This is a genomic window from Streptomyces sp. NPDC059010 (genome assembly GCF_042740355.1).
In the GTDB taxonomy this organism is placed as follows: domain Bacteria; phylum Actinomycetota; class Actinomycetes; order Streptomycetales; family Streptomycetaceae; genus Streptomyces.
On record NZ_JBHYJA010000019.1, the window covers coordinates 108,714 to 128,821 of the forward strand.

The window sequence follows — 20,108 nt, forward strand, 5'->3', positions numbered from 1 at the left end:
TCAGTCCGATTCCCTGCGCAGGGTGAGGAAGCAGACGCCGCCGTGGTCGTCCAGTGACCCGGGGACCGGTGTCAGCCCGGCCTCCGCCGCGAGCTTGTGGATCACGTCGGTGCCGAGCCAGGACATGAATCCCTTCACGGCGACCGGGTGGGCCCCGGGGTAGCTCTTGACGTACTCGTGGAACTGCGGCCGGGTGACGTCGCCGAAGTCGAGGTAGTTGAAGAGGAATCGGCCGCCGGGCCGCAGCACCCGCCGGATCTCGCGCAGATAGAGGTAGACCTCGAAGGCGTTCAGGTGGATGAACACATTGAGCGCGAATCCGGCGTCGAACGAGGCGTCCTCAAGTCCGGCCAGATAGTCGTTCTCGATGTGGTGGAAGGCGACGTTCGGCGCCCCCTCACAGGTGGCGCGGGCCTTGTCCAGGAAGGACCGGCTGACGTCCGCGCACAGCAGGCTGTTGACCCTGGGCGCCAGCTCGCGGGCCATGACGCCCTCGCCGCTGCCGATCTCGAACAGATCGGTGCCCGGGTCCAGGGACAGCGCCCCGGCTATCTGGTCGATCCGCCCGGCACGGTCGCGCAGATACTCGTCACGCGGCTGGTAGCCCGCCAGCCGCACCTGCATTCCCTCGGGGTCGTCCCATTCCCAGACCACGTTGAGGTCCTCGACGCTCCTGGGCATGCGCACCCCCTTGCCCGCCGGTGTCTCGCTTGTCATGCCGCTCCACTCCTGATCTCGCTGGAACCATTCACGCCGTCGCGGGCCGTGTCTTGCGGGTAGGCGCTCTCCCACCAGAGCAGGGTGCGCTTGAGCCCTTCGGCCAGGGGCACCTCGGGCTTCCAGCCCAGCTTCGTCCTGGCGGTCTCGATGTCGGGGCAGCGTCGGCCGGGCTCGTCCTCCGCGGGCGCGCGGAACTCGGTCCGCAGCTCCACCCCCGCGTGTCCGGCGATCGCTTCCGCGATCTCGCGCACGGTCATCTCACCGGTCGCGCCGATGTTGACCGGGCCCGGGAAGGAGGAGTCCATCAGGGCCATCAGGCCCCGCACCGTGTCCTCGACGTAGCACAGCGACCGGGTCTGCTCACCGGTCCCGTTGATGGTGAGCGGCGATCCGGCGAGCGCCTGGTCGATGAAGGTCGGCACCACCCGCCCGTCGTCGCGGCGCATCCGCGGCCCGTAGGAGTTGAACAGGCGGGCGATGCCGGTGTCCGCGCCGAGCGTGCGCGCGTAGGCGGCGGTCAGCGCCTCGGTGAACCGTTTGGCCTCGTCGTACACCGAACGCGGACCGATCGGGTTGACGTTGCCCCAGTAGCTCTCGGACTGCGGGTGCTCCGCGGGATCGCCGTAGATCTCCGAGGTGGAGGCGACCACGAAGCGGGCGCCGTGCTCCAGCGCCAGCCGCAGCGCGTTCTCGGTGCCGGCCGAGCCGACCCGCAGTGTCTCCAGCGGCAGCGCCAGATAGTCCAGGGGGGACGCCGGCGACGCCAGGTGGACGACGTGGTGGACCGGCCCCTCGACGGAGAACGGCTCGGTCACGTCGGCCCGCAGCAGCGTGAACCGCTCCTCGTCCGCCAGCGCCTCGACGTTCGCGGTCCTGCCGGTCGACAGGTTGTCCACGCAGGTCACCGACAGACCCAGCTCGATGAGCCGTTCGCACAGGTGGGAGCCGATGAACCCGGCTCCCCCGGTGACCACGGCCCGCTGTCCCTTCTTCAGACCGACTGTCACGCGACCCTCCGGGCCTCGGTGTTGTTGTCCATGGCCTCGGCGACGTCCTGCGCCGTCAGCCCGCCCTCCGCCGCGAGGCGGGTCAGCAGCCCGGCGACCACGGCGGGCGAAGGCGCCCGCTCGACGCCGTCGCGGAGTTTCTCCGCCGCCTGGCGGTAGCGGTGGTCGAACAGCGTCTTGCGCAGCGCCTCATCGACCTTCTCGGCGGTGGTGTCCAGGCCGGAGAGGGTCAAGGTGGCGCCGGCGGGATCGATACGGCGGCCGCAGATCAGCGTGTCGTAGTTGAGGGCGAGCGCGAGCTGCGGGATCCCCGCCACGATGCCGTTCATGTAGCAGTTGGCGCTGCCGTGATGAACCAGCAGGTCGCAGTGCGGGAGGATGAGTTCCACCGGGCAGTTGCGCAGCACGCGGACGCCGGCCGGCAGGGTTCCCAGCTGCTCCACCTGTTCCGCCGGTGCCGTGAGCACCACCTCCGCGCCCTGCTGCACCGCCGCGTCGACGGCATGGCGCAGCGCCGGTACGTTGGCGCCGAAGACGCCCGATGCCGAATTGCCCCAGACGATGCACACGCGTTTGCCGCGGACCGGTCCCAACTGCCACGGGTCCACGCCCTGTGCGCCGTTGTAGGGCACGTATCGCATGGGCAGCCGCAGCGCGCCGCCCAGCGGCGGCACCGCCACATCCGGCGAGGGGTCCACGGCGTACTCGATCCGGTCGCGGCCCCATTCGACGCCGTACTTCTCGAAGCACGACAGCGGGTCCGCCGAGACCAGGTCGAGGCCCGGCTCGGTCTCCACGGTCCCGATGAACCCGGGAGAGGCGTAGACACTCGGTACGCCCCTCAGCGCGGCGACCAGTGCGCCCTCGACGGCCATGATGTCGTGCACCACCAGGTCGGGCTTCCAGTGTTCGCCGAAGCTCACCGCGTTGTCATAGCTGCGCTGCACCGCTTCGATCGACTTCTTCCAGAAGTCGCGCAGTTCGCCGGCGTCGAAGTCGTTGAGCGACTCCATCGGCCGCCCGGTGAACGGGTGCAGCGGCAGCGGCCGCGGACCCGCCTGCGGCGGTGTGTACATGGCCTGCACATAGAACGCCAGCCGGGCGCTTTCCATCATGTCCGGCCCGTCGAGCACCGGGACCGGCATCAGGCCGGTCGAGGCGACTCCGCGTTCCTGCGACGGCGAGCACGCCACCCGGACCTCGTGCCCCGCACCGCGCAGCGCCCAGGCCAGGGGCACCATGCACATGTAATGTCCCGCCCAGTTCGAGGCGGTGAACATAATCCTCATCCGAAAGACTCCCTGACCTGCCGTTCGATCATTCCCGGCGCTCGGCGGCGCAGCGCTTTCAGGGCGCCGGCGGTGCGGCCGGGTCGGCGTACTCGATGACGACGGTCCGCCGCCATGAGCCGTTGCTGTTGGGGCCCGAACCGTGGACGAGCCGGACGTCGTGCACCATCACATCGCCCTGCTTCGACGGCACCGGAACCACGGGTCCGGCGGCGCGCACCTGCGCCACCTCGGCGTCGTCGGGGAGCAGTTGCGATCCCGGGACCGCCACCAGGCATCCGTTCTCCGGTCCCGCCTCGTCCAGGCAGATGCTCAGATTGCAGACCGTGCGCGGGCCGACGTTGACGCGGTCCCGGTGCCAGGGCACCTCCGCGGCCCGGTACGGCTCCTTGAGGACGAGTGCGTAGGCGGTGGGCACGACCGGCCCGTCCACGAACGCGGCGGCGAGCTCCGCCAGTTCCTCGCGGTGCAACAGGTCCCGTTCCGGGGCCCAGTCCTGCTTCTCCAGGTTGTGCACGCGGTAGAGGACGGGACGCTCGTCGCCCTCGACGGGGAAGTTCCAGTAGTCGTCGGAGCGCAGGCCCTCGTCGGTGAAGCGGGCGATGAGCCGTTCGGCGCCGGCCTTGAGACGAGCGATCGCGTCCGGGGCGAGAACCGGACCCGCGTTCGCGAAGCCGTCCCGTCGGAACTGCTCGATCGCCGCGGTCCGGTCGGGTGTCACCGTGGTCATGGATTCATCCACTCCTTTCGCCTCGTCCTGGCAGCGTCACGAGCGGGGCACGCCGGCCTTGCGGCAGGCCGTGACGATGTTGCAGACCTCCGGCGTGACCCGCTCCTGGAGGACCTCGACGTCGGTGAAGCCCGCCCGCTCCAGGGCGCGCATCAGCGACGGCCGGTCCAGCCAGCGCACATCGACGCTGAGGCCACGGGCCTGGGGCTCGGGGTGGTCTTCGCGGACGGGGTGGAACGCGTAGCCGTCGACCTCGGTCAGCCCTTCCGAGCTGCCCCAGTAGTGGGTGGAGAGGTAGAGGCAGTCGGAGACGGAGCCGATGTCGGCGAGCAGTTCCCAGGGCCGCTGCACGTGGTAGAGGAGGCCGGCGCACAACGTGGCGTCGAAGTGGCCGAGTTCGGCGTACTCCATCGCCTCCACGTCGGCGAGCCGGAGCTCCACGTTGGTGACCCCGTGCACCTCCATGACGAACTCGGCGCGGCGCAGGTTCTCCTCGCGGCCCTCCAGGGCGAGGATGTCGACGCCGGGCTGCCCCGCCAGTGCCAGCGTGTCCGCGCCTTCGAGCGCGCCGAGCTCCAGGACGCGCTTGGCCTTCGGGAACGCCGCGAAGAACGCGTCGGCCCGGTCCTGCGGCGGGTGGCTCAGCAGGTAGTCGCGCGTGGAGGCGGTGGCGTACCGGACCCCGTTGTAGACGAAGTCGCCCACCCACGGTTCGAGCTCACGCACCCGACGCTGAATCTCAAGATCGTTCACTGTGCCTTACCTCCACTGTCACTGCGCTCTGGAACGAGACCGGCCTGGGCCGGGGATCACCGGTCGGCGGCGCTCAGCCGGTCGGCCACGCACTGCGCCCACTCCGGGACGCGCTCTCCGCCGATCTCGATCTCGAAGGAGGAGCGCAGTTCGGCGGGGCCGACGGAAGCGGCCCACGCGGCGGTCCGGGCCAGCCCGTCCGCGAGCGGGGTGTCCGCCCAGTCACCGAAGACCTCGCGGGCCTCGTCGGTGGCGGTGTAGGCGACCATCACCTCGTCCCGGGCGGGCAGGTGCGCGATGGGATGGCCGGGGACACCGGCCGCCTGGCGCACGGCCTGAGCCAGTTCCAGCACCGTGTTGGTGCGGGACGAGCCGACGTTGAAGGCCCGGCCCCAGGCCTGCTTCGTCTCGGGGGCGCGGACGATGACGTCCACGATGTCCTTCACATAACTGAAGGCGCGCACCTGACCGCCGTCGCCGTAGACCGAGATCGGCTCACCGCGCAGGATCTGGTTGAAGAAGATGGCGACCGCGTTGCGATAGGGGTCGCGCATGTTCTGCCATTCGCCGTACACGTTGTGCATACGGAATGCGGTGAAGCGCAGGCCCTGGGTCCGCATCGTCGTTTCCAGCTCGCGCTCGACCGTGAGTTTCGCGTTGCCGTAACTGTCGGCCGGCACCGGGATCGACGACTCCCGCATCGGAGTCTCGCCGTGCCCGTACACCGCGACCGAGGATGCGAAACAGAAGAACGAGACACCGGTCCGCAGCGCCGCGTTGACGAGGTTCACGCTGCCCATCACGTTGGTGCCGTAATTGAGGCTCTTCACGGAGTGGCTGATCGCCTCCGCCGCGAACGCCGCGAAGTGGAAGACCTGGTCGAATCGCTGCTCGGCGAAGAGCTTGTCGACCAGTTCCACATCGGTCACCGACCCGGTGAACAACTCCGCACCGTCGGGAACACGTTCGGCGCTGCCGCCGCTGAGGTCGTCGAGGACCGATACCCGGTGCCCGCGACTGAGCAGAGCCTCCGCCACATGCGAGCCGATGAAGCCGGCTCCGCCGGTCACCAGACAGTGCGCCATCAAGTCTCCTGGAAAATAACGCGAAATGGAATTTCGTCAGCGAAGGGGAATATCGCGGGCAGCGTTTCCCTAGTCATGGGTACGGCCGGCGCCGGCCAGCGCCGCGCCGTCGGAGAGCGCGCGCTTGTTCAGCGGCTCCCACCAGTCCCGGTTCTCGGCGTACCAGCGCACGGTGTCGGCGAGGCCCTGCTCGAACGACACGCGGGGCGCGTAGCCGAGCGCGCCGAGCCGGGCGTCGGAGAGCGAGTAGCGCCGGTCGTGTCCCTTGCGGTCGGGTACGCGCTCGACCCGGTCCCAGTCGGCGCCCAGGGTTTGCAGCAGCCGTTGCGTGAGTTCCAGATTGGTCAGCTCGGCCGAGCCCGCGATGTGGTAGACCTGCCCCGGCTCGCCGCGTTCGGCGACCAGCCGGATGCCCCGCACATGGTCGGACACGTGCACCCAGTCCCGGACGTTGCCGCCATCCCCGTACAGCGGGATGCCGTGTCCGTCCAGCAGCCGGGTGGTGAACAGCGGAACGACCTTCTCCGGGAACTGGTAGGGCCCGTAGTTGTTGCCGCACCGCGTCACGCTCACCGGCAGCCCGTGTGTGCGGGCGTAGGCGAGGGCGACCATGTCGCCGCCCGCCTTGGACGCCGCGTAGGGCGAGTTGGGGGCGATCGGCGCGTCCTCGTCCCACGAGCCCGTCGCGATGCTGCCGTACACCTCGTCGGTGGAGATCTGCACGACCTTGGGTGTGCCGGCCTCCACGCACGCCTGCATGAGGGTCTGCACGCCCTGCACATTGGTGTGGATGAAAGGCGCCGCGTCGGCGATCGACCGGTCGACGTGCGACTCGGCCGCGAAGTTGACCACCAGATCGTGTCCGGGGACCACTTCGGCGAGCAGCCGGGCATCGCAGATGTCGCCGTGGACGAAGGTGTACCGGCCCGCGACCGGCTCCAGGTTCGCCAGGTTCCCGGCGTAGGTCAGCTTGTCCAGCACGGTCACCCGCGCCGGACCGCCGTCGCGGATCAGTTCGCGCACGTAGTGGGAGCCGATGAAGCCCGCTCCACCGATGACCAGGACGTGCAGTCCCTGTTCCGCGCCCGCGCCGCCGCCTCGCACGTCGCCGTACGCCGTCTTCATCGTCGCGTTCCCCGTCTCCGGAAGCCTGCTCACACCGGGACCTGGACGCGGCTGTGGTCTCCCAGCACCAGACGGTGCGCGGTCGACGCCCGGGGGGCGGCGTTCACCTCGGTCTCCCGGCCGATCACCGAGTCCTCGACACGGGCGACCCCCTCGATCGAAGCGCCGCGCAGAACGATCGAGTACTGGATCTCACTGAGTGCGACCCGGCAGTTTCCCTCGATGGACGTGAAGGGGCCGACGTAGGAGTCCTGCACCACCGTGTCCGGGCCGATGACGGCGGGACCGACGATGCGGGAGCCGGAGATCTTCGCTCCCGCCTCCACCACGACTCGGCCCACGAGTTCGCTGGCCTCGTCCACCTCGCCGTCGATGCGGGTCTCCAGAGACTCCAGCAGATGCCGGTTCATCTCCAGGATGTCGGTGACGCTCGCGACGTCCTTCCAGTACCGGTCGATCACCGTGGAGCCGACCTCGTGCCCCTGGTCGACCAGCCACTGCAGCGCGTCGGTGATCTCCAGCTCGTTCCGCCAGGAGGGCCGGATGCCGGCGACGGCCTCGTGCACCTGCGGGCCGAAGGCGTAGACGCCGACGATCGCCAGGTCGCTCCTGGGGTCCTGGGGCTTCTCCACGACCGCGGTCAGCCGGCCGTTCTCGTCCAGCTCGGCCACGCCGAACGCACGCGGGTCGGCGACCCGGGCGAGCATGACCTGCGCGGCGGGCGAGTCACGGCGGAAGTCCGCGACGAAGTCGACGATGCCGTCCACCACGTAGTTGTCGCCCAGGTACATGACGAAGGGGTCGTCGCCGAGGAAGTCACGGGACACGAGCACGGCGTCGGCCAGCCCGCGCGGGGCATCCTGCTGGATATAGGTGACGTCCAGGCCGAACTCCGCACCGTCTCCCACGGAAGCCTGGATCTCCGCCGCGGTCGCCCCGACGACAATCCCGACCTCCGTTATTCCGGCCTCCTTGACGGAATCCAGAACATAGGAGAGGACGGTCCTGTTGGCCACCGGAACCAATTGCTTGGCCGAGGTATGCGTTATAGGCCGCAACCTCGAACCAACCCCACCCACCAATATGAGTGCCTTCATATCCCGCACCTTGCCGTCAACGCCGTCAGATCAGGTCGTTTCAAGGGAACTCCAGATGGCATCGGCTTTCTCCGCCAACAACGATCGTAGTGGCGTGTTCTTCAGGTTTTCCCTAAGCTTCGGAGAGGCTTTCGGTCAGGTGATCGACGATGGCGCTGATGGTGGGCAGCTTCCAGAAGATATTGGCGGGCACGTCCCGGCCCAGGCGCTTGACCAGCCGGCGGCGGACCACCACCGTCATCACCGAGTCGAGCCCCTGCTCCACCAGCGGGCGGCGGACATGAAGGGCCGTGGGTGCCAGTCGCATCTCCTGCGCGATCTGGTCGCGCACCTCTTCGAGCACCCGGGAACGCAGCTCGTCCGGCGACAGACCCTCGAACGACACCGCGTCCGCGTCCGCTTCGCTCCCCGGCTCGTCGGTCTCCGGTGCGGCCGGCTGCTCGACCACCGGGTACCGCAGCCCGCGCAGGCTCGCCACCGGGCGGCCGTCCGGGTCCGTGACCAGGGCGTGCACCGTATCGGCGGCACGGGGATCGGGCACGATCTCGACCGTCGCCTCCCGCGGTGGTGCGCCGTCGACCGTGATCTCGTCGACCTGCACGACCATGCGCAGCAGCGGGAGGCCCACGAAGGCGGCGGGCGCGATCGACATCACCGCGTCCAGCAGCGGGGCCCAGGACCCGGTGTCGGGCGAGACGACCTGGGCGCGCAGCACACCGAGACCGGCGGACAGGCTCTCGACGCTCCAGTCGAAACCGGTCGAGGGCACACCCACCTCGGCGAGGCGCCGGGAGACCAGGCCGGGGTCCGCGGGTTCGAGCCGGTGCTCGGCCGGGTCCAGCAGCGTCCGTGCCGCCAGCGCGGCGCGGTCCGGCGCGGCGGTCCCGGCCTCGGAATGCACGAGCCAGGCGGGGTTCGGGTCGGACGCGTCCGCGACTGTACGCGAGGCCAGGCGCACCGCGTCGCCGTCGCGGACGACCTGGAGCTGCCGCTGACCCGCCGTCAGCACCGGGTGGGTCATCGTCATGTCCGTGAGGGCGCAGCCCTCGTCGCCCTCGGCTCCGGCGGCCAGGAACGTGGCCACCAGCACGGCGGCCGGGACGATCTCCACGCCGTTGAGCGCGTGGCTGCCCGGGTAGGGGCGGCTGTCGTCGTCCAGTGTGCTGTGCCACAGCCGCAGGTCGCTGCCCGCGACACCGCCGGGCGTGCCCAGCAGCGTGTGGGAGTTGACGTCGTGGCCCCGCTCGGCCCCGCGCGAACCGGCGATGGAGCGCCAGAGCGAGCGATGCTGCCAGGGGTAGGGCGGCAGGGTTTCGAGGGTGCCGTTCGCCGGCTGGAGCGCCGACCAGTCCACGGTCACACCGTGGCAGTGGGCCGCACCGACGTTGGTGCGGAAGGTCTGCACCTCGGGTTTGTTCCGGCGCAGCGTCGTGCCGATGAACACGTCCTCCACGTCGCGCTCGGCCAGCGTCTCGTGGATCGAGTGCGCGACGACGGGGTGCGGGGCCAGCTCTATGAACGCCCGGTGGCCGTCCTCGGCCGCGGCGGTGATCGCCGCGGCGAGCCGCACCGGGTTGCGCAGGTTCGCCGCCCAGTACGCGCCGTCGGCGGTCACCGTGGCCCGCGGGTCGGCGAGCGCCGTCGTGTAGAGGGGCGTGTGCGGTGCGCGCGGGCTCAGCTCGGCGGCGGCCGCGCGCAGCCGGTCGAGCAGGGGCTCCATGTGCGGGCTGTGGAAGGCCACGTCGGAGGCGACCCGCCGCACGATCAGTCCCTCGTCGGTCCAGCGGTCGACGACCTTGTCCACCTCCGCGGGATCACCCGAGATCACGGTGGACGTCGTCGAGGACGCGATGGCCGCGACGACCGCCTCGTTGCCCGCGAGCCGCTCGGCGGCCTCGTCGAAGGGCAGGGTGACCATCGCCATCGCGCCCCGCCCCGCGGCCTCGCGCAGCAGCAGCGACCTGCGGCAGATCAGCCGGGCCCCGTCGGTCATGGTCAGCGTCCCGGCGGTGACGGCGGCGGCGATCTCACCGACCGAGTGGCCGATGACGGCGGCGGGCACGACGCCCTGTGACCGCCACAGCGCGGCGAGCCCGAGCTGCATGGCGAAGATCATGGTCTGGGCGCAGTCGACCTCGGTGTGCTCGCCCTCCAGCAGCATCTGCCGGGGCGAGAACCCGATCTCTTCCTTGAACACCGGCTCCAGTGCGTCGATCACCTCGGCGAAGACCGGCTCGGATTCCAGCAGTTCCCGGCCCATCCCGGCCCACTGGGAGCCGTGCCCGGAGAACACCCAGACGGGATGCCCGGCGTCCGGCAGCGCGGCCCCGGTGACCAGACCGGACGCGGGTTCCGCGGCGGCCAACGCGCGCAGTGCGGCGGCCAGTTCGTCGCGGTCGGTCGCCACGACGGCCGCCCGGTGGCCGAGTGAGGACTGCCGGTGGGCCAGGGTGTGACCGACCGAAGCCAGGTCCACGCCCTCCTCGACCAGTTCGGCGAGCGCGCCCGCGCGGTCCCGGAGCGCCTCCGGGGAGGCGGCGGACACCGGGAACAGGGCTCCGGCCGGCTCCGGCTCGGGGCGGGCGGACGCGGTGGGCGCCTGTTCGAGGATCACATGGGCCACGGTGCCGCCGTAGCCGAAGCCGGACACAGCGGCACGGCGAGGGTGCGGACGCTCGGGCCATGCCTCGGCCCCGGTCGCCAGCCGGATGTCGAGGCCGTCCCAGTCGATCTCGGGATTCGGGTCGCCGTCCAGCAGGGTGGCCGGGATCCGGTCCTGGCCGAGGGCGAGGACGGCCTTGATGACCCCGGCGACCCCGGCGGCCCCTTCCAGATGCCCGATGTTGGACTTCACCGACCCGACCACGCACGGCTCCGAGCCGGAGCGGTCACGTCCGTAGACCGCGCCGATCGCGCCGATCTCCATGGGGTCGCCGAGGCGGGTACCGGTGCCGTGGGCCTCTACGAAGTCAACGGTGTCGGCCGCGACGCCCGCGGCCGTCAGGGCGCGCCTCATGACGTGCTCCTGGGCCTGACCGCAGGGAGCCATGATGCCGTTGGTACGCCCGTCCTGGTTGACGGCGCTGCCGCGCAGCACCGCCAGCACCCGGTCGCCGTCGCGTTCGGCGTCCGCCAGCAGTTTGAGGATGAGGACGCCGCAGCCCTCGCCCCGGCCGTAGCCGTCGGCCGACGCGGCGAACGGCTTGCTCCGGCCGTCGGGGGCCAGCGCGCCGGCCGTGCCCAGGGCGAGCGTCTGGCCCGGTGACACCACCAGGTTGACGCCTCCGGCCACCGCCAGGGTGCACTCGCCGAGCCGCAGGCTCTGCGCGGCGGTGTGCAGCGCCACCAGCGAGGCCGAGCACGCGGTGTCGATGGAGAGGCTGGGCCCGCGCAGGTCGAGCGCGTGCGAGATGCGGTTCGACACGGCGCACACCGCCGCGCCGATCCCGGTCCACGCGTCGATGTTCGGCAGGTCTTCCAGCTGGCCGGCGCCGTAGTCGTAGGTGCAGACTCCGGCGAACACACCGGTGTCGGTCCCGGCCAGGGCGTGCGGCGGGATGCCCGCGTGCTCCAGCGCCTGCCAGGCCACCTCCAGCATCAGGCGCTGCTGCGGGTCCATCAGTTCGGCCTCGCGCGGGGAGATGCCGAAGAACTCGGCGTCGAAGCCCGCGATGTCGCCGTCCAGGAAGCTGCCGGAGCGAATCGCTGTCCGCAGCGCCGCGTCGAATCGCGGGCCGAAGTCCCGGTAGCCTTCCCAGCGGTCGGGGGGCAGCTCGCCGACGGTGTTACGTCCGGCCGTCAGCAGGTCCCAGAATTCTCCGGGTGAGTTGACACCACCGGGGAACCGGCATCCGATCCCGACCACGGCCACCGGGGGGAGGGAGTCCGCCGGGCGATCAAGGGATATCACGGGCATATTCCGTTCGTCGTTGCCGGTATTCATCATTCGTCCCAGTCCGGCGATTCGAGAACTTGAAGGACGGCGCTGGACACCACCAGGCCCGGGGCCGTGGCGAGTTGCAGGACATGGTCGCCGGGGGCGAGCTCACCGGTCCGTACGAGGTGTTCCATGGAGAGCAGGTGGTCGCTGGCCCCGCAGTGGCCGATCTCCCGGCCGAATTCCCAGGTCGAGCGGGACAGCGGCAGTTCCCAGGCCGCCATGCAGCGCTGCTCGACGACTTCTCGCGAGTAGTTCATGAAGGAGACGCGGGCGACGTCCGACATTCCGATGCCGGCCCCCGCGAGGGCGCGCTCGGCCACGTCCGTCATATGGTCCTGGATATCGGCCATCGCGATGGAGGCAGGGCTGCGGGTGGCGAACTGCTGGCCGATACGGGCGCTGAAGTCGGTGGGCCGGCCCCGGGTGATGCTCGGCGGGAACAGCGGCTCGTCCCCCCGGTGCAGCGACTCGATCTCCGGCAGCCCCTTGGAGGACAGCGAGCAGAGCCGGGCGAAGCCGGGCCGCTTGGTCAGCACCAGTGCCGAGGCGGCATCACCGCCGATGAAGCCGGGACCCATCCGCCACCGGTCGATCAGCGGCGTTCCGTAGTTGTCGGCGGCGACGATCAGCGCGCTCGTGCGGTTCGGATCGGCCTGGAGGTAGGCGGCGGCGAGTTCCAGCGCGCTGAACACGCCGTTGCAGCCCTGTCTGATCTCCAGGGCGAGCATGTCCCCGCCCACCAGGTGCCGCTGCAGATATGCCTGCGGCGGCCAGCCGTCCGGGCCCTGGTGCCAGGTGCTCGCATAAAGCAGCAGATCGAATTCGGTCGGCGATCCGCCCCACCTCTTCACCGCCTGCTGCGCCGCCCGCAAGGCCATTTCCGGAGGGGGGATGTCGCCTGCGATGGCGACTCCGCCGAGCTCGTGTGCCTCGGCCTCTTCGACCGGATAGAGGCCGCGTTCCACGGCCCATTCGACGCTCACCACGGGCGGTACGAAGACGCCGAGAGCACCGATGTACAGGTCGGCTATTTGCACCAACCCACCTCCCTGTTTTCAGGCTTACTGGACCCGGCGTGCACAAATCCGCATTCCGTGACGATCATAGTCAGTGAGTTGTCGGCATTCTTGAGGGAATCACCTAGACCCGACCCGGCATTTCGTGGTCGGAATTCGCCGCGCTTTCGTCAGCCGACGGCGGACGTCGCCTTTGTGCGCGCGGGCGCGGTGCGCCGCTCGGCGCGGTCGAGCAGGTCGAGCAGGGGCGCGGTCATGACGGTGGCGCACAGGGTGACCATGACCAGCATGGTGAACAACGCCGGTGACAGAACGCCGAGTTCGAGCCCGATGGTGAGGATCACCAGCTCGGTCAGTCCGCGGCAGTTCATGAGCACGCCGATGCGCAGGGCGTCGATGCGTTCCACCGACATCAGTGCCGCTGCCGCCGCGCTGCCCGCCAGCTTGCCGGCGACGGCCACCAGCAGAGCGACGCCGGCCCACGCCCACAGGGCTCCGCCGCTCTGGCCGAGCCGCAGCAGGTCTGTCTTGAGGCCGACCGAGGCGAAGAACGGCGGCAACAGCACGGCGGTGACGAGTTCCTGCAGTTTGCCTCGGGCGCCGACCAGGGCCGGCTCGTTCTTCGGGCAGATGGCGCCGAAGAGGAAGGCGCCGAAGATGAGGTGGATGCCTATGAGTTCGGTGGCGACCCCCGACAGCAGTGCGCAGGGGATGATCAGCGCGAGCACGCCGCCGTCGGGGAGCCAGCGCTCGGGCCGCTGCAGGACGCGCCGCAGAGCGGGGCGGACGAGCGTCACCATGACGCCGAAGAAGACCGCGGTGAGTGCGAGGGTGCGCAGCACCCCCAGGAGCGAGTCGCTGCGCAACAGCGCGACGACCCCCGCGAGCAGCAGCCAGCAGGCGAGATCGGCGGTGGCGGCGCCCACGATGGCGTACGTGCCCGCCCGGGACTGGAGCATGCCGCGTTCCATCAGCAGCCGGGCCAGCACGGGGAAGGCCGTCACGCTCATGGCGATGCCCAGGAAGAGGGTGAACGGCAGAAATCCGATGCCGTCCGGAGCGTAGCCGGAGTACAGCGCGTACCCCAGGCCGCAGCCGAGGGCGAGCGACAGGCAGACGCCGACGACACCTACGGCGACGCCTGTGCGGCCCGCGCGTTCGTGCCGGGTGTCACCGAACTCCATGCCGATCAGGAACATGAACAGCGCCAGCCCGATCTGGGCGACGAGATTGAGATAGGAGTGGAGGGCTGCGGGGAAGAGGGCGTCGTAGACCCCGGGGGCGACGATGCCGAGCGCCGACGGGCCGAGGACGATCCCGGAGATCATCTCGCCCACCACGCGTGGCTGGCCCAGGTGCCGGCTGACCAGCGCTCCGACGGCCCGCGCGGTGGCCACCACCACGGCGAGGGCCAGCAGCAACTGCCACCCCTCGACATGCGACGCACCCGGCGTGCCGCTCGCGGACCCGGGCCGCTGCGCGGCGTCCTCGCCCGTGGCGCCGTGCCACAGCAGCAGCGCCGCGGCCAGCAGCGGCAGCACGGCCAGCAGCACCACGGCGAGCACCCGCCTGGTGCCGCGTGCTTTCACGTTCGGCACCTGATCACACCACTTCCAGGGCGGGCAGCGGGAACACCAGGTTGCCGCCCGAGGCGAGGAAGTCGCGTTCGCGGGCGACCATCGCGTCCCGGTAGATCCACGGCAGGACCAGGAACTGGTCGGGCCGCAGCGCCCGGGCCTCCTCCTCGGAGACGATCGGGATCCCCGTGCCGGGCGTGTAGCAGCCGAACTTGTCCTCGTTCACCTCGGCGATGCAGGGCAGGAGGGTGTCATCCAGACCGCAGTACTGAAGGATGACGTTGCCCTTCGTCGAGGCGCCGTAGCCAAGCGTGCAGAGCCCCTTGTCCCGCGAGGCGGTGAGGAATTCCAGGAGCCGGTCGCGGGACTCCTCGGTCCGCCGGGCGAACTCCGTGAAGGGCAGGTCCGTCTCACCGGCGCGGATGCGGGCCAGGGCCGGCTCGTTGACCTTGCGGGTGGAGCCGCGCCGGGCCAGCACGATCGAGAGGCTGCCGCCGTAGACGGGGGTCAGCTCGGCGTCCACCACCTTCAGGCCGGTGCGCTCGGCCATCCACTCGATCTGGCGGAGTCCGTAGTAGTCCAGGTGCTCATGGCAGACGACGTCGTAGGCGGAGGCCTGGAGCATCGCGGGCAGGTAGCTCTGCTCGGTCACCCAGATGCCGTCGTCCGTCAGGAGACGGCCGACCTCCCGCATGAACTCCATCGGACGCGGCAGGTCGTAGAACATCGCGATCGAGGTGACGACCTTGGCGCGGCGCCCGCCGAGCAGGTCGTAGGCGAAGAAGTCGGGGATCAGCTCGACCCCCGGCGGATAGGACCCGGCGAAGACGGTGGCGGCGGGGTCCACGCCGACCAGGGAAGGCCCGTCGGCGGGGTAGGCCGCGAGCAGGGTGCCGTCGTTGCTGCCGATGTCCACGACGAGGTCACCGGGGCCGAGGTCGACCAGGTTCCTGATGGCGGCGACCTTCCCGCGCAGGTGGTCCGCCATGGAGCGGTTGAGGCTGGACCGGTAGCCGTAGCCCTCGCCGTACATGAGGCCGAAGTCGGCGGTGTGGCGCAGCTGCACCAGCCCGCACCCGCCGGGCGAGCAGCGCACCAGCTCCAGCGGAACGTACGGCACGTCCTCGTCGCGGGTCCGCGGGAACACGCCGGTGAGGGCCTGCGCACCGAGGTCGAGTACGGGCAGCAACTCGGTGTTGTCGCAGATCCGGCAACGGTCGATAACTGTCGAGTGACCGATCGTGGTCATGATTCTCCAGTCAGTGCTCGGCTTCGGGCCCTGAGCCAGCCGATGACATCCGCGGCATCCGGCCAGTCGGGTTCGGTGGCCAGGGGGAACTGGTCGTCGTTGCGGTCGCCGGCGAAGACGGAACGCGAGCCGACCGCGTCTCTGATCTCCCGCAGGCTGACCGTGGTCCGCGCGCCCACCTCCCGAACACCCTCGGCGCCGAGGTGGGAGGCCACCCATTCGCCGCACCACTCGACGGGCGCGAAGCTCTGGCGCGACTCGCCGTGCGTGTAGACCGGCTGCTCCTTGAGGATGTCCATGAGGACGCCCTTGGTGTTGCTGTCGCCGTACATGGGGCCGAGGCGGACGACCAGGTGGCCCTCGCAGAGCTTCTCGGCCTCGGCCCGGTTCCTGCCGTAGGGGGTGTCCAGCTGGGTGCGCGCGGAGATGGTGCTGATCTGGACGAAGCGGTCCCACTCCCAGTCGCGAAGGAGTGCCCGGGTCGTGTCGAGCGTCTCGCGGCGGTCGTCGTCGGGGTGCTGCCGGGCCCAGTAGCGCCGGGACGAGCAGGCCGCGTTGACCAGAACGTCGAAGGGGCCGCTACGGCGCGCCTCCTCGTAGTTCGCACGGGTCACGGGAACGGCCGCGGACCCCAGCGCCCGGGTGACGGCCGTGCCGACGAACCCGCCGGCGCCGACCACCGCGACCCTCACCCGCGCTCCAGGGTGTGCGGCAGCGGCTCGACCTGGACCAGCGGGGGATCGCATTCGTCCCAGGGCTTGGTGAGCATGGCGATGAACGTCAGGGGCGTGATGGCGTGGACGGCGTGCATGACCCCGGCCGGCGTCCTGGTGCAGATCCCTCGCGAGACGTGGATGAATTCCTCTTTGCAGTTGGGGTCTTCGGCGTCGTCCTTGGTGGTCAGCACGCCCGAGCCCTCGACGAAGAGCAGGTATTCGACAAAGTGCGGATGGTAGTGCAGGCCGCGCACCTTTCCCGGATACAAGTGCAGCATATTGAATTCCAGGATGGGCTCCGGGGGCACCCAGGTAAAAATTCCGCCGCGCCCGTCCCGGACCGTGTCCAGGTTGCAGGTCGGCTGGAGCACATCGATTTTCATGGCCGTCTCCACTCGTTCCGCGCCACGTATTCGCAGACGTCGAGGATACGGCGTACTCATATAAGGAAATTGCTAGTCCTGTCGGCGGTTCCCTTGATTCGGGACGTGTCCGGTACGTCCCGGCACGCCGCCAAATCGGCAGCCCCACGACGGTTGCGGGCCAGCCTGGTCACAGGCTCCGACAGCCGCCCCACCTGCCCAAACATTCAATGCGCAACTACTGTCGTCCCCGCTTGAACAAAAGTCCACTACTTTTCCCGTGGGGGTGTTGGGTAGAAATGAAGTCAGCTGCCGGCGCTCGGTCCCGCTGCGGCTCTCTCGACCTCTCAGCACTCTTCCCCCAGGGAGTCCTAGGTGAAAACCGCCCCCACAACCCTATCCAGCCTGGACGCCAAGATCATGGAGCGCATCGCCGCAGGTGAGCGCACTACCTGCATCGCGAACAAGCTCTACCTCAGCCGCCAGGGGGTCGAGTATCACGTGAGCAAGATGATGGAGCGCTTCCGGGTGCCCAACCGCACCGCCCTGGTCGCCAAGGCCTACGCGTCGGGAATACTGAGCTCCGAGGTATGGCCCCCCAAGGTTCTGCAGGATCGCGTCAATTAACACGCATATCACCGACGCGTAGGCTCATCGAAACAGTCTTTATATCGACCGAAAAAGGTCCACAGAATTACGGAGTGAGCAGGTCGGCTGCTCGAAGCGTGCAGCGTGCACACTGCGGCGGGCGACCACTGCAGCGTCAAACGGAACTCACAGTTCCCCTTCTGCGCAGCGCCATTTACCGCGCCCATACACCAGGCACTGGACGCTTTATCCACCTTTCCCGCCACCTCGGCCGGAGCCTCAGGGTCCACAACCCGGCCGCCGATGCGCTAAGATCACCGAGATGAGTGATGTCTTGGGACGGTGCCTCGATACTCAAATGCGTCGAATGACTCCCCAGGGCATGCAAGGACCACACGCTCATACGGGGGCCATACCATGCCGTGTTTCGGCTTCGATACCTACGACCAAATTCTCCACGAGACTCAGTTCCCCTGGTTGGAGGGGCTGAGCCAGGTTCATTTACTGTCCGAGCGCGAACTCCAGGTCTTCTCCCTGCTGAGCCATGGCTACTCCAACCGCGAACTCGCCGCGCTGCTCGGGGTCACCGAGCGCACGGTCAAGGCCCACATGGCCCAGATACTCGCAAAGCTCGGAGTCGAGTCCCGCCTGCAGGCCGGACTCGTTTCGTTCGCCCACAAACTCCCGGCGCACATCAGCGATTCAGAAGGATCGGACCCCGGGAGTTAACACCGCACCAGGTCCGGCACCAGTTCCACCAGCTTCCGCTGGAAGGCGGCCGCCAGCAGGTCGTGTCCCTCTTGGTTGAAATGCAGCGGATCAAGAGGCCACGGCTCGATGTACAGGTGGGCGGTGTCGGGGCCGGCGAGGCTCGGACCGTGGACGTAGTGGACGTTCTCATCGCCGTCCGCGCGCAGCAGCTCGACCACCTCGCGGGTCTGTTCCCGGACCTCCGTCAAGGACAGGTATCCGTCTCCTTCCAGCGGGTCGTGCCAGGGCGAGTAGTGGTGGGACGCGATGACCAGCGGGGTCGAGGGGTGTCGCTCCCGGATGATCCGGATCATCCCGACCAGGTTCGGCCGGTAGGTGAACTGGTTCAGGGCACGCGTGCCATAGACGTTCATGCCGACGATGCAGGTGATCAGATCGGCCGGCAGGTCGCGGAGCAGGGTCGCGAAGAGCGGCTGGAGGTAGCAGCCTGCCCCGATGGCCAACGACGTGAGATCCAGGCCGAGTTCGGTGGCGACGGTCGCGGTCCAGTTGCGGGTCGGCGACAGCGCGCCCCGGCCCTGCGACTCGGAGGACCCGTAGTGGAGCCAGCGGGGCGCGGTATGCGTGTCCCGGTCCACCTCGGCGCCCGTCGGCATCTCCACACCGTGCAGGACGAACTGGTTCAGGCCGGGCAGCCACAGCTCCGCAAGACGGCTGCCGCCGCCCGGCAGCGCCCCGACCCGGCACGTGTGGATCTCCCCGTCGGTCACCAGGGGGAGACTGATGACCGGCTTGCCGTCCACGCGTACGTCGACATGCGCCGTCTCGGGCGGGCCCGGCATCTCGGGGGCAGGACGGGCGGTGTACTTGAATGCGAACCCATCGGCGTCGGTGCGGAAAGTGACCCGCACCCCCGATGGCATCGCAGCGCGCCCCACGCCGCCCTCGGGAAAGAACAGGTGCCGTTCCTGAAAAGGTATTCGCCAGGGCGCTATTCCACCGTCGACCTCCTGGAGGGAGACCGCACCGCGATACGTCAGCACCGGGTCGTTCGCCCGGATGAGGCGCCCTGCTTCTGACATCTTTCACCCGTCCAGTCGTTCTGATCGGCCGACGCATCGAGACTAACAGCAGGTAATACAGGGGAAGTCACTGATTCTTTAGCATATTTCTTAGACCGCAGTTCCTACGATGAATGACCACTGGCACTCGCAAGTGCCCCCACGGAACGCAGCCATACGGGAGTGACTGTGGACAAGAAAGAGACTCCGGATCGGAACTCCCCCAGCCGGCGTCCGATGGTGGTGGCGGTCTGTGCCTTCCGTCTGGAGAACGTCCGCCGCCATCTGCGGCACAACCTCGACCAGTTGAACGGCGACGAATACGTCGTGCTGCTGGACCGGCCCGTGACACCCGAGGCCGAGAAGGTCGCGACCCAGGTGAACGAGGCCGGGGGGACGATGCGCGTCCTGGGCGCCACACGAGGGCTGTCGGCGTCCCGCAACACGGTGCTGCGGGAGTGGGCAGGGCGCCATGTGCTGTTCGTGGACGACGACGTACGGCTCGACGCCGCCGCCGTGGACGCCATCCGCGCCGCGTTCCGCGCCGGGGCACATGTGGTCGGTGCGCGGCTGCGACCGCCGCCGGAGTTCGGCCGGCTGCCCTGGTTCCTGTCCTCGGGGCAGTACCACCTCGTCGGCTGGCACCGCGACCGCGGGGACATCAAGATCTGGGGCGCCTGCATGGGCGTCGACGGCGACTTCGCGCACCGCCGAGGCCTGACCTTCGACCTGGAGTTGAGCCGAACCGGCGGCAACCTGCAGTCCGGTGAGGACACTTCCTTCATCGCGTTGATGAAGCAGGCGGGTGCCCGGGAGATCCTGCTTCCCGAACACGCGGTCGTCCACGATGTCGACCCCGGTCGGCTCACCCTCCGCTACCTGTTGCGCCGGGCCTACTGGCAGGGGCGTTCGGAGGCACGACGCCACCAGTCGGCGGCGGGGCTCCGCAAGGAGCTGACACGGCACCGCACCGCACCGGAGTCCCGCTGCACACCCCTGCTGTTCTGCCTGTACGGGACCGCCACCGCGGTCGGCGTCGGCCACGGACTCCTGCTGCGCCTGCGCAAGTGAGTCCGCGGCCA

General features: G+C 69.4%; 18 protein-coding genes. 3 read left to right on the top strand and 15 right to left on the bottom strand.

What is annotated here, in order from left to right; genetic code table 11:
• The 14 genes from ACFWYS_RS22120 to ACFWYS_RS22185 form a co-directional block, all read right to left on the bottom strand.
• Positions 1-717 (bottom strand): methyltransferase domain-containing protein, encoded by a 717-nt coding sequence (locus tag ACFWYS_RS22120; protein WP_384771473.1) that lies wholly within the window; start codon positions 715-717, stop codon positions 1-3.
• On the bottom strand, positions 714-1,727 hold the full coding sequence (locus ACFWYS_RS22125; protein WP_384771475.1) for an SDR family NAD(P)-dependent oxidoreductase: 1,014 nt from the start codon (positions 1,725-1,727) through the stop codon (positions 714-716). The genes ACFWYS_RS22120 and ACFWYS_RS22125 overlap by 4 nt, the downstream gene beginning before the upstream one ends.
• Positions 1,724-3,016 carry a nucleotide disphospho-sugar-binding domain-containing protein gene (locus ACFWYS_RS22130; RefSeq protein WP_384771478.1) on the bottom strand — a complete coding sequence of 431 codons (1,293 nt, stop codon included), beginning with the start codon at positions 3,014-3,016 and terminating at the stop codon, positions 1,724-1,726. Before ACFWYS_RS22130 ends, ACFWYS_RS22125 begins: the two co-directional genes overlap by 4 nt.
• 58 nt (positions 3,017-3,074) lie before the next feature.
• Positions 3,075-3,746: a phytanoyl-CoA dioxygenase family protein gene (locus ACFWYS_RS22135; RefSeq protein ID WP_384771481.1), complete on the bottom strand. Its 672-nt coding sequence runs from the start codon at positions 3,744-3,746 to the stop codon at positions 3,075-3,077.
• Between the two features lie 36 nt (positions 3,747-3,782).
• The gene (locus ACFWYS_RS22140) at positions 3,783-4,472 is read right to left on the bottom strand and encodes a class I SAM-dependent methyltransferase (RefSeq protein ID WP_384771484.1); all 690 of its coding nucleotides are present in this window, start codon (positions 4,470-4,472) and stop codon (positions 3,783-3,785) included.
• Positions 4,473-4,555: 83 nt separating this feature from the next.
• Entirely contained in the window at positions 4,556-5,584 is a 1,029-nt protein-coding gene (locus tag ACFWYS_RS22145) for an NAD-dependent epimerase/dehydratase family protein (RefSeq protein WP_384771487.1), read from the bottom strand.
• 69 nt (positions 5,585-5,653) lie between these two features.
• Positions 5,654-6,709 carry a dTDP-glucose 4,6-dehydratase gene (rfbB, locus tag ACFWYS_RS22150; RefSeq protein ID WP_384771676.1) on the bottom strand — a complete coding sequence of 352 codons (1,056 nt, stop codon included), beginning with the start codon at positions 6,707-6,709 and terminating at the stop codon, positions 5,654-5,656.
• A gap of 29 nt (positions 6,710-6,738) precedes the next feature.
• A complete protein-coding gene (locus ACFWYS_RS22155; RefSeq protein ID WP_384771490.1) occupies positions 6,739-7,806 on the bottom strand; it encodes a glucose-1-phosphate thymidylyltransferase in 1,068 nt (355 codons plus the stop codon).
• Positions 7,807-7,918: 112 nt separating this feature from the next.
• Positions 7,919-11,722 (bottom strand): acyltransferase domain-containing protein, encoded by a 3,804-nt coding sequence (locus ACFWYS_RS22160; protein ID WP_384771492.1) that lies wholly within the window; start codon positions 11,720-11,722, stop codon positions 7,919-7,921.
• A 26-nt stretch (positions 11,723-11,748) separates the two neighbouring features.
• Complete coding sequence (locus ACFWYS_RS22165) at positions 11,749-12,783, bottom strand: ketoacyl-ACP synthase III family protein (protein ID WP_384771495.1); 1,035 nt, start codon at positions 12,781-12,783, stop codon at positions 11,749-11,751.
• Between the two features lie 149 nt (positions 12,784-12,932).
• On the bottom strand, positions 12,933-14,351 hold the full coding sequence (locus ACFWYS_RS22170; RefSeq protein ID WP_384771497.1) for a cation:proton antiporter: 1,419 nt from the start codon (positions 14,349-14,351) through the stop codon (positions 12,933-12,935).
• Between the two features lie 13 nt (positions 14,352-14,364).
• Positions 14,365-15,588, bottom strand: coding sequence for a class I SAM-dependent methyltransferase (locus ACFWYS_RS22175; RefSeq protein WP_384771500.1), 1,224 nt, complete (start codon positions 15,586-15,588; stop codon positions 14,365-14,367).
• Positions 15,585-16,280 (bottom strand): NAD(P)-dependent oxidoreductase, encoded by a 696-nt coding sequence (locus ACFWYS_RS22180; protein WP_384771503.1) that lies wholly within the window; start codon positions 16,278-16,280, stop codon positions 15,585-15,587. The genes ACFWYS_RS22175 and ACFWYS_RS22180 overlap by 4 nt, the downstream gene beginning before the upstream one ends.
• Positions 16,277-16,687, bottom strand: coding sequence for a cupin domain-containing protein (locus tag ACFWYS_RS22185; protein WP_384771507.1), 411 nt, complete (start codon positions 16,685-16,687; stop codon positions 16,277-16,279). Before ACFWYS_RS22185 ends, ACFWYS_RS22180 begins: the two co-directional genes overlap by 4 nt.
• A gap of 354 nt (positions 16,688-17,041) precedes the next feature.
• On the opposite strand from ACFWYS_RS22185, the gene ACFWYS_RS22190 reads away from it, so the two are divergent.
• Both ACFWYS_RS22190 and ACFWYS_RS22195 read left to right on the top strand, forming a co-directional pair.
• Positions 17,042-17,293 carry a LuxR C-terminal-related transcriptional regulator gene (locus ACFWYS_RS22190; RefSeq protein WP_384771509.1) on the top strand — a complete coding sequence of 84 codons (252 nt, stop codon included), beginning with the start codon at positions 17,042-17,044 and terminating at the stop codon, positions 17,291-17,293.
• Between the two features lie 438 nt (positions 17,294-17,731).
• Positions 17,732-17,983 carry a response regulator transcription factor gene (locus tag ACFWYS_RS22195; RefSeq protein ID WP_384771512.1) on the top strand — a complete coding sequence of 84 codons (252 nt, stop codon included), beginning with the start codon at positions 17,732-17,734 and terminating at the stop codon, positions 17,981-17,983.
• On the opposite strand, the gene ACFWYS_RS22200 is transcribed toward ACFWYS_RS22195, so the two are convergent.
• Positions 17,980-19,047, bottom strand: a complete 1,068-nt coding sequence (locus ACFWYS_RS22200) for a GDSL-type esterase/lipase family protein (protein WP_384771515.1) — start codon at positions 19,045-19,047, stop codon at positions 17,980-17,982. The genes ACFWYS_RS22195 and ACFWYS_RS22200 overlap by 4 nt on opposite strands.
• A 168-nt stretch (positions 19,048-19,215) precedes the next feature.
• On the opposite strand from ACFWYS_RS22200, the gene ACFWYS_RS22205 reads away from it, so the two are divergent.
• Entirely contained in the window at positions 19,216-20,097 is an 882-nt protein-coding gene (locus tag ACFWYS_RS22205; protein ID WP_384771516.1) for a glycosyltransferase, read from the top strand.
• Positions 20,098-20,108 lie beyond the last annotated feature (11 nt).

Excerpts from the sequence above, each read along its gene's own strand:
- ACFWYS_RS22120 (WP_384771473.1), bottom strand. The coding sequence starts at position 717 with ATGACAAGCGAGACACCGGCGGGCAAGGGGGTGCGCATGCCCAGGAGC.
- ACFWYS_RS22130 (WP_384771478.1), bottom strand. The coding sequence starts at position 3,016 with ATGAGGATTATGTTCACCGCCTCGAACTGGGCGGGACATTACATGTGC.
- ACFWYS_RS22135 (WP_384771481.1), bottom strand. The coding sequence starts at position 3,746 with ATGACCACGGTGACACCCGACCGGACCGCGGCGATCGAGCAGTTCCGA.
- ACFWYS_RS22145 (WP_384771487.1), bottom strand. The coding sequence starts at position 5,584 with ATGGCGCACTGTCTGGTGACCGGCGGAGCCGGCTTCATCGGCTCGCAT.
- rfbB (WP_384771676.1), bottom strand. The coding sequence starts at position 6,709 with ATGAAGACGGCGTACGGCGACGTGCGAGGCGGCGGCGCGGGCGCGGAA.
- ACFWYS_RS22155 (WP_384771490.1), bottom strand. The coding sequence starts at position 7,806 with ATGAAGGCACTCATATTGGTGGGTGGGGTTGGTTCGAGGTTGCGGCCT.
- ACFWYS_RS22160 (WP_384771492.1), bottom strand. The coding sequence starts at position 11,722 with ATGCCCGTGATATCCCTTGATCGCCCGGCGGACTCCCTCCCCCCGGTG.
- ACFWYS_RS22175 (WP_384771500.1), bottom strand. The coding sequence starts at position 15,588 with ATGACCACGATCGGTCACTCGACAGTTATCGACCGTTGCCGGATCTGC.
- ACFWYS_RS22185 (WP_384771507.1), bottom strand. The coding sequence starts at position 16,687 with ATGAAAATCGATGTGCTCCAGCCGACCTGCAACCTGGACACGGTCCGG.
- ACFWYS_RS22200 (WP_384771515.1), bottom strand. The coding sequence starts at position 19,047 with ATGTCAGAAGCAGGGCGCCTCATCCGGGCGAACGACCCGGTGCTGACG.